Annotated in this window: 11 protein-coding genes; 7 read left to right on the top strand and 4 right to left on the bottom strand. The window is 44.3% G+C overall.

The window, feature by feature from the left end; all coding sequences use genetic code 11:
• Positions 1 to 175: 175 nt before the first annotated feature.
• Complete coding sequence (gene metK, locus AB4503_RS06760) at positions 176 to 1,330, bottom strand: methionine adenosyltransferase (RefSeq protein ID WP_017062234.1); 1,155 nt, start codon at positions 1,328 to 1,330, stop codon at positions 176 to 178.
• Between the two features lie 355 nt (positions 1,331 to 1,685).
• Between metK and tkt the strand changes: the two genes are divergently transcribed.
• The 5 genes from tkt to mscS all read left to right on the top strand — a co-directional run bounded on the left by tkt (position 1,686) and on the right by mscS (position 8,749).
• On the top strand, positions 1,686 to 3,680 hold the full coding sequence (gene tkt, locus AB4503_RS06755; protein WP_102394120.1) for a transketolase: 1,995 nt from the start codon (positions 1,686 to 1,688) through the stop codon (positions 3,678 to 3,680).
• Positions 3,681 to 3,893: 213 nt separating this feature from the next.
• Positions 3,894 to 4,943: an erythrose-4-phosphate dehydrogenase gene (gene epd / locus AB4503_RS06750; RefSeq protein ID WP_032545627.1), complete on the top strand. Its 1,050-nt coding sequence runs from the start codon at positions 3,894 to 3,896 to the stop codon at positions 4,941 to 4,943.
• Positions 4,944 to 5,109: 166 nt separating this feature from the next.
• The gene (locus AB4503_RS06745) at positions 5,110 to 6,273 is read left to right on the top strand and encodes a phosphoglycerate kinase (protein ID WP_017059064.1); all 1,164 of its coding nucleotides are present in this window, start codon (positions 5,110 to 5,112) and stop codon (positions 6,271 to 6,273) included.
• A 155-nt stretch (positions 6,274 to 6,428) separates the two neighbouring features.
• Positions 6,429 to 7,505, top strand: coding sequence for a class II fructose-bisphosphate aldolase (gene fbaA / locus AB4503_RS06740; protein WP_010435694.1), 1,077 nt, complete (start codon positions 6,429 to 6,431; stop codon positions 7,503 to 7,505).
• A gap of 377 nt (positions 7,506 to 7,882) precedes the next feature.
• Positions 7,883 to 8,749, top strand: coding sequence for a small-conductance mechanosensitive channel MscS (gene mscS, locus AB4503_RS06735; RefSeq protein ID WP_017063201.1), 867 nt, complete (start codon positions 7,883 to 7,885; stop codon positions 8,747 to 8,749).
• Between the two features lie 96 nt (positions 8,750 to 8,845).
• Here mscS and AB4503_RS06730 read toward each other — a convergent pair whose 3' ends face one another.
• Positions 8,846 to 9,475, bottom strand: a complete 630-nt coding sequence (locus AB4503_RS06730) for a LysE/ArgO family amino acid transporter (protein ID WP_017059061.1) — start codon at positions 9,473 to 9,475, stop codon at positions 8,846 to 8,848.
• Between the two features lie 142 nt (positions 9,476 to 9,617).
• Here AB4503_RS06730 and AB4503_RS06725 point away from each other — a divergent pair, with 142 nt between their 5' ends.
• Both AB4503_RS06725 and AB4503_RS06720 read left to right on the top strand, forming a co-directional pair.
• The gene (locus AB4503_RS06725) at positions 9,618 to 10,514 is read left to right on the top strand and encodes a LysR family transcriptional regulator ArgP (protein ID WP_372114050.1); all 897 of its coding nucleotides are present in this window, start codon (positions 9,618 to 9,620) and stop codon (positions 10,512 to 10,514) included.
• Positions 10,515 to 10,625: 111 nt separating this feature from the next.
• Positions 10,626 to 11,339 carry an oxidative stress defense protein gene (locus tag AB4503_RS06720; protein WP_017059059.1) on the top strand — a complete coding sequence of 238 codons (714 nt, stop codon included), beginning with the start codon at positions 10,626 to 10,628 and terminating at the stop codon, positions 11,337 to 11,339.
• A gap of 112 nt (positions 11,340 to 11,451) precedes the next feature.
• Here the strand turns inward: AB4503_RS06720 and serA are convergent, their stop codons facing one another.
• On the bottom strand, positions 11,452 to 12,681 hold the full coding sequence (gene serA / locus AB4503_RS06715; protein ID WP_017059058.1) for a phosphoglycerate dehydrogenase: 1,230 nt from the start codon (positions 12,679 to 12,681) through the stop codon (positions 11,452 to 11,454).
• A gap of 261 nt (positions 12,682 to 12,942) precedes the next feature.
• Entirely contained in the window at positions 12,943 to 13,599 is a 657-nt protein-coding gene (gene rpiA, locus AB4503_RS06710; RefSeq protein ID WP_017059057.1) for a ribose-5-phosphate isomerase RpiA, read from the bottom strand.
• Positions 13,600 to 13,624: the final 25 nt, after the last annotated feature.

Genomic DNA, 13,624 nt, shown 5'->3' with positions numbered 1-13,624 from the left:
ACTATTGTCAGTAGTGTTAGAAAACACAAATTATCAGCGGTTTTTTATACTAAGTGGTTAACGGTAAAGAAGGGCATTAGAGAAGAGAATGGCGAGTGAAAGTAAGGTAAGTACATAAAAATAAAGCCCTTACTAAGAAGTAAGGGCTTTGAAGAAACAAATCGCAGTGGCTAAATTATTTTAGGCCAGCGAAGTCCGCAAGGATTGCTGCTTTGTCAGTCGCTTCCCAAGGGAACTCTTCACGACCGAAGTGGCCGTATGCAGCAGTCTGCTTGTAGATAGGCTGAAGAAGGTTCAACATCTCTTGAAGACCGTATGGACGTAGGTCGAAGTTTTGACGAACTGCTTCAATGATAATTTCGTGAGCTACTTTTTCAGTACCAAACGTTTCAACCATGATAGATGTTGGATCAGCAACACCGATAGCGTAAGACAGTTGAATCTCACAACGGTCAGCCATGCCAGCAGCAACGATGTTTTTCGCAACGTAACGAGCCGCGTAAGCTGCAGAACGGTCAACTTTTGATGGATCTTTACCAGAGAATGCACCGCCACCGTGACGAGCTGCGCCGCCGTAGGTATCAACGATGATCTTACGACCTGTTAGACCACAGTCACCCATTGGGCCACCGATTACGAAACGGCCTGTTGGGTTGATGAAGAAGTTAGTGTCTTTGTTGATCCACTCAGCAGGAAGTACTGGTTTGATGATCTCTTCCATTACTGCTTCACGTAGATCCGGTGTTGTTACTGAATCGCAGTGTTGAGTCGAAAGAACAACAGCGTCGATACCAACGATTTTACCTTGGTCGTATTGGAACGTAACTTGAGATTTCGCATCAGGGCGAAGGAAGTCAAGTTTACCGCTCTTACGTACTTCAGCTTGCTTCTTAACAAGAAGGTGAGAGTAAGTAATTGGAGCCGGCATTAGGATTGGTGTTTCGTTAGTCGCGTAACCAAACATGATGCCTTGGTCGCCTGCGCCTTGCTCTTTAGGGTCTTCTTTATCAACACCTTGGTTGATGTCTGGAGACTGCTTACCAATTGTGTTTAGAACAGCACAAGAGTCAGCGTCAAAGCCCATATCAGAATGAACGTAACCAATTTCACGTACTGTTTCACGAGTGATTTCTTCGATATCAACCCATGCAGACGTTGTTACTTCACCGCCAACCATAACCATGCCGGTTTTAACGTAAGTCTCACAAGCAACACGTGCTTTTGGATCTTGTTCCAAGATGGCATCAAGAACAGCATCAGAGATTTGGTCTGCAATTTTATCTGGATGGCCTTCTGAAACAGATTCAGAAGTGAATAGGTGCTTAGCCATGAGAGCTCCACTTTTAGTTTTTGGTGTAAATAGTTTATGGCGTCGCAAGCTAGGAAGCGCGCCATTAAATACAGTATATTTTGTAGGTGTTTCTACATCTAGACGGCTATTCTAAATTCCAGCGGTCGAATTACAAGCTCTTTTTTATGATATGTCATAACTAATCGTTTGCGTATCGATTGAGATAAGCCACTGCCAAGTGATGTAAATGTTCGAAAATTGCGAAAAATGACCGTTAAAATGCCAGTAAAACGTTTGCAGTCGCAATAGTCGTTTGAGAGAATACCCGCGCTAATTAAAATGAAAACATTAGCACTATCTCTTTTTTAAATCGCTTATGTATCCAGGAGCAGACATGCCTTCTCGTAAAGATCTAGCCAATGCAATCCGCGCACTTAGCATGGACGGTGTTCAACAAGCAAATTCAGGCCACCCAGGCGCACCTATGGGTATGGCTGACATCGCTGAAGTTCTTTGGCGTGGCCACTTGAACCACAACCCAGCAAACCCAGAGTGGGCTGACCGCGACCGTTTTATCCTGTCTAACGGCCATGGTTCAATGTTGATTTACTCTCTGCTTCACCTTGCAGGCTACGAGCTTTCAATTGAAGATCTGAAAAACTTCCGTCAACTGCACTCTAAGACTCCTGGTCACCCAGAGTACGGTTACGCTCCTGGTATCGAGACAACGACGGGTCCTCTAGGTCAAGGCATCACTAACGCTGTTGGTATGGCAATGGCAGAGAAAGCACTGGCTGCACAGTTCAACAAAGAAGGCCACGACATCGTAGACCACTACACTTATGCATTCATGGGTGATGGCTGTCTGATGGAAGGTATCTCTCACGAAGCATGTTCACTAGCTGGTACGCTAGGTCTTGGTAAGCTAGTTGCTTTCTGGGATGACAACGGTATCTCTATCGATGGTGAAGTGGAAGGTTGGTTCTCTGACGATACTCCTAAGCGTTTTGAAGCATACGGCTGGCACGTAATCCCAGCAGTAGACGGTCACGATCCGGAAGCAATCAATGCAGCTATCGAAGCAGCTAAAGCAGACCCTCGTCCAACGCTTATCTGTACTAAAACTATCATCGGTTTTGGTTCTCCAAACAAAGCTGGTACGCACGACTGCCATGGCGCTCCACTAGGTGCTGATGAAATTACAGCAACTAAAGCAGCACTTGGTTGGGAACACGGTCCTTTCGAAATCCCAGCAGATATCGCAGCTGAGTGGAATGCGAAAGAAGCGGGCGCAGCAAAAGAAGCGGCGTGGAATGCTAAGTTTGACGCATACGCAGCGGCTTACCCAGAGCTAGCAGCAGAATTCAAACGTCGTACTAACGGTGAACTTCCAGCACAATGGGAAGAGAAAGCAAACGCAATCATTGCTGATCTTCAAGCTAACCCAGCAAACATCGCTTCACGTAAAGCATCTCAAAACGCATTAGAAGCGTTTGGTCAAATGCTACCTGAATTCATGGGCGGCTCGGCTGACCTTGCGCCTTCTAACCTAACTATGTGGTCTGGTTCTAAGTCTCTTGAAGCAACTGACTTCTCTGGTAACTACATCCACTACGGTGTACGTGAATTCGGTATGACGGCTATCATGAACGGCATCGCTCTGCACGGTGGTTTCGTACCATACGGCGCAACGTTCCTAATGTTCATGGAATACGCGCGTAACGCAATGCGTATGGCTGCTCTGATGAAAGTTCAGAACATCCAAGTTTACACGCACGACTCTATCGGCTTAGGCGAAGATGGTCCTACTCACCAACCGGTTGAACAGATCGCTTCTCTACGTCTAACGCCAAACATGAGCACATGGCGCCCATGTGACCAAGTTGAGTCTGCTGTTGCTTGGAAACTGGCTATTGAGCGTAAAGATGGTCCTTCATCTTTAATCTTCTCTCGTCAAAACCTTGCACAACAAGATCGTAATGCTGAGCAAGTAGCTAACATCGCTAAGGGTGGTTACATCCTGAAAGATTGTGAAGGCAAGCCTGAGCTAATCATCATTGCAACAGGTTCTGAAGTTGAGCTTGCTGTTGAAGCTGCTGCACAGTTAACCGCTGAAGGTAAAGCAGTACGCGTAGTATCTATGCCTGCAACTGACGCGTTCGACAAGCAAGATGCTGAATACCGTGAGTCTGTACTTCCATCTGACGTTACTGCTCGTATCGCAGTAGAAGCTGGCATCGCTGACTTCTGGTACAAGTACGTTGGTTTCGGTGGCAAGATCATCGGTATGACAACGTTCGGCGAATCTGCACCAGCAGGCGAGCTATTCAAGATGTTCGGTTTCACTACTGAAAACGTAGTAAACACCGCGAAAGAGCTTCTTGCTTAATCATTGATTGCTAGCTTAGTGCTAACAATGAAATGAATAAAAAAACCGAGCGCTGAGCTCGGTTTTTTGTCTCTGGGATTTGTTTCTCCTAGACTCATCTCTATAAGCAACAGATCAATCTGTCATGAACAAGCTGAGTTATTCAAGTAATGCCTTTTGGGTAGGATTCAGTTATCATCTGTTGCACGAAATTTTGGTTAGATGTACGGAACTATGCTAAAAGTCGCGATAAATGGATTTGGACGAATAGGGCGTAATGTATTGCGCGCTGTCTATGAAAGTGGCAAAAGCCAACAAATCAAAGTAGTAGCGGTCAATGAGCTTGCTCAGCCTGACGCTATGGCTCACCTATTGCAGTACGACACCAGTCACGGCCGCTTCGGTAAGAAAATCTCTAACGATCAAGAGCACATTTATGTCCATCATGGCATTGGTGCTGAAGACAAGGGTGAGTTTGATACCATTCGTATCTTACATCTTGCTGATATTGAGCTGTTGCCTTGGCGTGACCTTGAGGTGGATATCGTTCTCGATTGTACCGGTGTTTATGGTTGCCGAGATGACGGCCTCGCGCACATTGCTGCAGGGGCGAAAAAGGTACTGTTTTCTCACCCCGGTGCCAATGACCTCGATAACACCATTATCTATGGTGTGAACCACGATACCATCGAAGCGGACCACCAAATCGTTTCCAATGGTTCGTGCACCACCAACTGTATTGTCCCTATCATTAAGGTTCTTGATGACGCCTTTGGTATCGAGTCCGGTACGATTACGACTATTCACTCTTCAATGAATGATCAACAAGTTATCGATGCGTACCACAGCGATTTGCGTCGTACTCGAGCAGCAAGCCAATCGATCATTCCTGTCGATACCAAGTTGCATAAAGGTATTGAAAGAATCTTCCCGAAATTTTCCAACAAATTTGAAGCTATATCTGTGCGTGTGCCGACGGTAAACGTAACAGCGATGGATTTAAGTGTCACAATTAATGCAAATGTGAAAGTTAATGACGTAAATCAAACCATTGTTAATGCATCCCAGTGTACATTACACAATATAGTTGACTATACTGAAGCGCCGCTCGTTTCCATCGACTTTAATCACGATCCCCATAGCGCAATCGTTGATGGTTCACAAACGCGAGTGAGCAACGGCCACTTAGTTAAAATGCTAGTGTGGTGTGATAATGAATGGGGCTTTGCGAACCGAATGCTGGATACGGTTCTTGCAATGCAAGCTTCTGAAGGCAAGAAGTAAGACCTAGAAGCAAATGTGCGGATTATTTATTTTTTAGCTTGAAATAAATACTAAGAGTCCACATATTATTAGTAGTGAAAGAATTACCAGTTGAATAATTTATAGGCTTAGCAGGGTTGCTGAGTTTCCAAAACTTTATATTTATTTAAATTTGAGAGGACAAATCATGTCTGTGATCAAGATGACTGACCTGGAACTTGCAGGTAAACGCGTATTTATCCGTGCTGACCTAAACGTACCAGTAAAAGACGGTAAAGTAACTTCAGATGCACGTATCCTTGCATCTCTACCAACTATCAAACTTTGCCTAGAAGCTGGCGCAAAGGTAATGGTTACTTCTCACCTTGGTCGTCCTACTGAAGGCGAATACAACGAAGAGTTCTCTCTAGCTCCTGTAGTTAACTACCTAAACGACGCACTAGACTGCGAAGTTAAACTAGCTAAAGATTACGTAAACGGCCTAGAGCTAAACGCTGGTGAACTTGTTGTTCTTGAAAACGTTCGTTTCAACAAAGGCGAGAAGAAGAACGAAGAAGCACTTTCTAAGCAATACGCTGCACTATGTGACATCTTTGTAATGGATGCATTCGGTACAGCTCACCGTGCTCAAGCTTCTACACACGGCGTTGGTACTTACGCTCCTGTAGCATGTGCTGGCCCTCTTCTAGCTGCTGAGCTTGAAGCGCTTGGTAAAGCAATGGACAACCCAGCTCGCCCACTAGTGGCTATCGTTGGTGGTTCTAAAGTTTCTACTAAACTAACCGTTCTAGAATCTCTTTCTAAAATTGCTGACCAGCTTGTTGTTGGTGGTGGTATCGCGAACACATTCATCGCTGCTGAAGGCCACAACGTAGGTAAGTCTCTATACGAAGCTGACCTAGTTGAAACGGCTCAAAAGCTAATGAAAGAGTGTGCTATCCCAGTAGCAACTGACGTTGCATGTGCTAAAGCATTCGACGAAAACGCAGAAGCTGAAATCAAGCACGTTTCTGAAGTTCAAGACGACGACATGATCTTCGACCTTGGTCCAGATTCAACTGCGGCACTAGCTGAAATCATCGGCAACGCGAAAACAATCCTTTGGAACGGCCCTGTAGGCGTATTCGAATTCAAGAACTTCGAAGCGGGTACAGCTGGTATCTCTAAAGCAATCGCTGAGTCTGCAGGTTTCTCTGTAGCAGGTGGTGGTGACACGCTAGCAGCTATCGATAAGTTCGGTATCAAAGCTGACGTTTCTTACATCTCTACTGGCGGTGGCGCTTTCCTTGAATTCGTTGAAGGTAAAGTACTTCCTGCAGTAGCAATGCTTGAAGAGCGTGCTAAAGCATAATTGATTTAGAAAGGCGAGATGTGAATCTCGCCTTTTAACGTTTGCTGCATATCACACTTTTTTGCTAGAATGGCATAAGTTGTGAGCAAACGATTGCAAGTTTTTAAACTTAAGTTTTTTAATCTTAAAACGATAGAATAAATAGGACTATTTCCATGTCTAAGATCTTCGATTTTGTAAAACCTGGTGTGATTTCTGGCGATGACGTACAGAAAGTATTTGAAGTAGCAAAAGAAAACAAATTTGCTCTTCCTGCTGTAAACGTTGTTGGTACTGACTCTGTAAACGCAGTACTAGAAGCAGCTGCTAAAGTTAAAGCTCCAGTAGTTGTTCAGTTCTCTAACGGCGGCGCTGCATTCTTCGCAGGTAAAGGCGTTAAACTTGAAGGTCAAGGCGCACAAGTTCTTGGCGCTGTAGCTGGTGCAAAATACGTACACGCTGTAGCTGAAGCTTACGGTGTTCCAGTTATCCTGCACACTGACCACGCTGCTAAGAAACTTCTTCCATGGATCGACGGTCTACTAGACGCTGGTGAAGAGTTCTTCGCACAAACTGGTAAGCCTCTATTCTCTTCTCACATGCTAGACCTTTCTGAAGAGTCTCTAGAAGAGAACATCGAAACATGTGCTAAGTACCTAGAGCGCATGGCTAAAATGAACATGACAATCGAGATCGAACTTGGTTGTACTGGTGGTGAAGAAGACGGCGTTGATAACTCTGATATGGACGCATCTGAGCTTTACACTTCTCCAGAAGACGTAGCATACGCTTACGAGAAACTAATGGCTGTTAGCCCACGTTTCACTATCGCTGCATCTTTCGGTAACGTACACGGTGTTTACCAAGCTGGTAACGTTGTACTTACTCCAACTATCCTACGTGACTCTCAAGCATACTGTGCAGAGAAGTTCGGTATCGCACCTAACGCTCTAAACTTCGTATTCCACGGTGGTTCTGGTTCTTCTGAAGCAGAAATCCAAGAGTCTATCGGCTACGGTGTTATCAAAATGAACATCGATACTGATACACAGTGGGCAACTTGGGACGGTATCCGTCAGTACTCTGCTGACAACTTCGATTTCCTACAAGGTCAAATCGGCAACCCAACTGGCGAAGCTGCTCCAAACAAGAAGTACTACGATCCACGCGTATGGCTACGTGCTGGTCAAGCTTCAATGGTTGCTCGTCTAGAGAAAGCATTTGCTGACCTTAACGCTGTAGACGTACTATAATTCTTTGAATTAAGTACTCTTTAAGTTTTAAAAACCCGCTCATTGAGCGGGTTTTTTTATATCTGATAAAAACTTGTACTAAATATGTGAAAAACCTAGCGTGCGGTGAATAAATTTCGTAGTCTTTTAGTTATCGGTATTTGTGTTTATCGGTAAGTTTTAATAATTCAAAAGCTTACATAAATATGACTTTGCAATCTGTCAAAGATAGGATATCGTGCCGAAAAACTGAACTTGGTTCAGTTTATAAAAAGGACTTGGCTTTAATTTACTTTTAACACAATGACTTAACGGTAATTACACTGTTTATTATATTGCAGAGTAAATGAGGCTTAAGGCAGTTTAGCCCATAGCATATTATATAGAGGATGCACATTATGGCTGATAGTTCGACAGCGATTGAGACTCCACTTGTGGATGGTTTGTCTCAAGCAGAGCAGTGGTTAACAAATAATTCAGATTTATTTATCCAATATGGCGTAAATATCATTTCAGCACTGATAATTCTATTTATTGGTAACCTTATTGTTAAAGCAGTAGCGAATAGCGTGTCTAAGGTTCTTCAGAAGAAGAAAATGGACCGAGCAGTTGTGGAGTTCGTCCATGGTTTAGTTCGTTACTTGTTGTTTGTGATTGTTTTAATTGCTGCACTTGGTCGTTTAGGTGTTCAAACGGCATCTGTAGTTGCTGTTATTGGTGCGGCTGGTTTAGCCGTTGGTCTTGCACTACAAGGCTCACTATCTAACTTTGCTGCTGGTGTACTTATCGTTGCATTCCGTCCATTTAAGTCTGGTGACTATGTGGAAATTGGTGGTGTGGCAGGTTCAGTTGATTCTATTCAAATCTTCCAAACGGTTCTAACAACGCCAGACAACAAAATGGTTGTAGTACCTAACGGTAGCGTTATCGGCAGCCCAATCACAAACTATTCTCGTCATGCGACGCGCCGTATTGATCTAATGATTGGTGTTTCTTACAACGCTGATCTTCAGAAGACAAAAGCGCTACTGACTAAGATCTGTGAATCTGATGAGCGTGTACTGAAAGAACCTGGCGTTCAAGTTGGTGTTCATACGCTTGCTGATTCTTCAGTTAACTTCGTTGTTCGTCCATGGGTTAGCACTGCTGACTACTGGAATGTTTATTTCGACCTGATGCAAGCAATCAAAGAAGGCTTGGATAACGAGGGTATCGAAATTCCATTCCCGCAAATGGATGTACACATGAATAAAGTAGAAGCTTAATTCCTAGTTAGTTTTTATAACTATAAGCTTTTATAAGGAAAGGCGGATAACTTAGGTTATCCGCCTTTTTTGTTGGTTTCATGAAGCTAAATAGATTTACCAGTATTGCTCAATAAGTCCATCGGTAAGCACCGTTGCTATGGCGAACATCATGGTTGCGACTGCGATATCAATGCCTTTCTTAACCTTAGGTTTAGATAGCGTCGGGCCTAGTTTTGCAGCGCCTAATGACAAAGAATAGAACCAGACGAACGAAGCCAATATAGTCCCCATAGCAAATGCAATTCTGTCGTTGCCTTCAAATTGCCCACCAATGGATCCAAGAATTACCACGGTATCCAAATAGAGATGTGGGTTTAATACTGTTACTGCCAATGCCCCTAAAATAACGGTGCGCTTGCCACGCGCTAATATCTCACCTTTCGACTCATCACTGGTGCGCACTTTGAATGCACTGCGTAGTGAGAGCAAACCATACACAGTCAGAAAAGCGATGCCACCTAGTGTCACTGAGGTAAGCAGTAATTCATTTTGCGACAAGATCGCTCCGCCGCCAAAAATGCCTAATGAGATAAACAGAGTATCGAGCAGGCTACAAATCGTTGCTGTCGTTAAATGATGATTGCGTTTTATCCCTTGATTTAGGACGTACGCATTCTGAGCGCCAATAGGGATAATCATACTTGCCCCTAGACCAAAACCTTGTAATAAAACCCAAAAACTCATTTTAACCTCCACTTATTTAACGATATTTACGTGCTATATGGCGAAGATACTCTGACCCTTTAAATAAGTATAATTAATGATTTTAATCCATTATTAGAGTTGCTAATGTGGTGATGAGTTAGCTTAAAAAGGAAGCAAATTGATGCGCGGATTGGATTATAAATGGATTGAAGCACTGGATGCTGTAGTAAAACAACGTAGCTTCGAAAGGGCTGCTGAGCAGTTATATATCTCCCAGTCGGCGGTATCTCAACGCATCAAACAGCTGGAAAGGTGGTTGGCTCAGCCAGCCTTGGTGAGAGAAAGCCCGCCTAGGCCAACGCCTGCGGGTAAAAAACTACTGGGCTTATATCGCCGTGTTCGTTTGTTAGAGCACGAGCTTGTGCCTGAGTTGATGAATGAAGAGGGTAATCAACCACTATCGATATCCATAGCCACCAACGCTGATAGTTTGGCGACATGGTTGCTACCAGCTTTGTCGGATGTGATTAAGTCTCGCCAAGTCGAGTTGAACCTCGCGATTCATGGTGAGTCGAGAACCATTGAAAAGATTAAAAGTGGCGAGGTGGCCGGTGCAATCAGTTTGGAGTCTCAAGCGATTCCTGGCTGCAGTGCTGACTATCTCGGTAGGATGGATTATGTGTGCGTGGCTAGCCCTGACTTTCATCAGCGTTACTTTGCAGAGGGCGTAAACTACGCCACCTTAAGCAAAGCACCTGCGGTTTCCTATGATCAATACGATGATCTGCATAAGAAGTTTCTGCATGATCATTTTAACGTCCCGAGAGACAGTGTGATCAATCATACAATCGGCAGTTCAGAAGCATTTGTGCGCTTGGCATTATCGGGTGTAGCCTATTGCTTGATCCCCCGATTACAGATTATCGATGAGCTCGAGTCTGGTGCTCTGATTGATATTACCCCTGGCTTTCTGCTCTCTTATCGCATCTATTGGCACCATTGGCAGCTTGAGAGCGGAGTATTAAAAGAGGTATCCCAAGCAATATTGAGTTTTGCTCACAATCACTTACCTCAGTAAACTGTTGGTTTTTTCAGCGTCAAAGTTCTGTTAGAAGTGTGTGCTCTGGATTGGCTAAACGATAAATTGCTCTATGATGAAAGGACATTTGTTTAGCATAGGTCATACCTAATGAAGCTTGTACCAAAGATGTTAGCAACGTCTCTTACTCTTACTGCGGCGTTGAGTGCTGTGAGTTTTCCATCATTGGCTGACTCTCCATCCTTTCCTCATATTTCAACGACAGGCTATGGTGAAGTGATCGCTACACCTGATATGGCGACATTCTCTGTGAGAGTCGTGGAATCGACGATGACTGCTGAACAGGCTAAAAATACCGTTGATAAAGTCGTGACAGGCTTTCTAAACAAGCTACATCAAGCTGGTGTTGATGAGGCGAGTGTACACAGCTCTAACCTGTATTTATCTCCTCAATATCATTACCCGAAAGATGGCAAACCGGAACTGGTTGGCTACCGCGCCTCACGTAATGTGACCGTTCAAGTGACTGAGCTAGCTAATCTTAATGAGTACATGGATATTGCGATTGGAGAAGGCATTAATCAGATCGACAACATCCAACTGCAAGTTCGCGACCAAGCTAAATATCAAGAGCAAGCGCGCTTAGAAGCCATTAAAGATGCGACATCAAAAGCTAAATCATTGGCGAGTGGTTTTGAGCGCGAGTTAGGTGATGTATGGCGCGTGGATTACAACGCCCAATCTTCTCAGCCAGTACTCATGCGTTCAATGGCGATGGATGCAAGAACAGAATCGAACTCTTATGAAGACTCAACGATCACCATTCGTGATCGCGTGAATGTGATCTACCAGATCGAAGAGTAATGACAGTGCTATAGAAGGTTTTGGATCATGACGACCTAATTACCTACGATAGGCCAAATGCTAAAAAGGCTCTCATGATGAGAGCCTTTTTTATGCATTTTGAGTGCGATGATTAGTGAAGAAGACGAGCACGGATTGTGCCTTCGATCTCTTTCAGTTTAAGCAGTGCTTCTTCAGAGCGATCGGCTTCTACATCGATAACGACATAACCCATATCAGCCGCAGTCTGTAGGTATTGACCCGCGATGTTGATCCCTTCCTCAGCGAAGATGGTGTTGATCTGAGTTAGGATGCCTGGGCGGTTTTCGTGAATGTGTAATAAACGAGACGTTCCAGTATGCAGTGGTAGTGATACCTCAGGGAAGTTAACACTTGATAGCGTAGAGCCGTTATCAGAGTATTTCGCTAGCTTACCAGCAACTTCAACACCAATGTTCTCTTGTGCTTCTTGAGTTGAACCACCCACGTGAGGCGTTAGGATCACGTTATCGAACTGCATTAATGGAGACTCAAACGGGTCTGCATTGGTTTTTGGTTCTGTTGGGAAAACATCAATAGCCGCACCTGCAAGGTGTCCAGACTCCAGAGCGCCACACAGAGCAGGAATATCGACTACCGTGCCACGAGCTGCGTTGATAAAGATAGAACCAGGCTTCATGCGCTCGAACTCTTCTTTACCCATCATGTCTTTTGTTTCGTTGGTTTCAGGTACATGCAAAGAGATTACGTCACACTTGTTCAGTAATTCCGTCATGGTATGAACTTGCGTTGCGTTACCCAGAGACAGTTTGTTTTCAATGTCGTAGAAGTAAACACGCATGCCAAGGTTTTCAGCAATAATACCCAGTTGAGTACCGATGTGACCGTAGCCAATAATACCTAAACGCTTACCACGGGCTTCGTAAGAGTTGTCGGCACTCTTTTTCCAGATGCCACGGTGTGCAAGCGCGTTCTTTTCTGGAATGCCACGTAGTAGCAATAGAACCTGACCAAGAACGAGCTCAGCAACGCTTCGAGTGTTTGAGAACGGTGCGTTGAACACAGGGATACCGCGTTTTGCTGCTGCTTGAAGGTTGACTTGGTTAGTACCAATACAGAAACAACCGACGGCAACCAGCTTTTCAGCTGCATCAATAACTTCTTGGGAGATATTAGTGCGAGAACGAATACCAATGAAATGAGCATCTTTTACTGCTTCAAGAAGTTCATCTTCCGGTAGCGAGCCTTTGTGGTACTCAATGTTTGTGTAACCAGCGGCTTGCAGTACTTCTACAGAAGAAGGGTGAAGACCTTCTAGAAGTAGAATTTTAATTTTTTCTTTTTCCAGTGAAACTTTGGCCATTGTTCTCGTCCTTAAAATGGAAAGGTTGGGCAAATGCGGCGCACGTGCTACAAAATGGCTGAAAGGGGAACAAATTCACCACTTTGTTAGGAGACAAACGTTTTCCCTGTGCGTCTTCTGAACAATAAAGTAACAAAAAAAAAATGTTTTGGGTAAGAAAATTACGGAATAAGACATAATTTTACAGCAATAAAGCAAAAAAAACGGCGCCCTAGGGCACCGTATGTAATGAAGTAACAGAAAAACTCAATCTTCTATTATTTATTCTTCGATTTTTGCACCTTCAGGCGTGCCGGTGATAACCACATCAGCACCACGGTGAGCGAACAGACCAACCGTCACCACACCAGCTATACCATTGATGATATCTTCTAGTTGTTTCGGGTTTTCGATCGCCATGCCGTACACATCTAGGATCACGTTGCCGTTATCGGTTGTGCAGCCTTCGCGGTAAACTGGGTCACCACCAAGCTTAACCAACTCACGTGCCACGTATGAACGTGCCATTGGGATTACTTCAACAGGCAGTGGGAATTTACCCAACACATCAACTGCTTTAGTACCGTCAACAATACACACAAACTTATCAGAGATAGCCGCTACGATTTTTTCACGAGTCAAAGCAGCGCCGCCGCCTTTGATCATATCGCGAGTTGGGTTGATTTCATCTGCGCCATCAACATAGATGTCTAGCTTAGCGACATCGTTACACTCATACACTTTGATCTCTAGCTCTTCTAGTCGCTGCGTTGAAGCAACAGAGCTTGAAACCGCACCTTTGATTTTGTCTTTCATTGTGCCTAGTGCGTCGATGAAGTGATTTACTGTAGAGCCAGTACCTACACCTACAATGCTGCCTTCTTCAACATATTGAAGTGCTGCCCAGCCAGCTGCTTTTTTCATTTCATCTTGAGTCATGCCATTCTCCTGAATAAGGTCTTGC

This window comes from Vibrio sp. 10N.222.55.B11, from assembly GCF_041473705.1.
GTDB lineage: Bacteria > Pseudomonadota > Gammaproteobacteria > Enterobacterales > Vibrionaceae > Vibrio > Vibrio crassostreae_C.
Note: the sequence above shows the minus strand (reverse complement) of the source record. Positions and strands in the feature narration are given on the sequence as shown.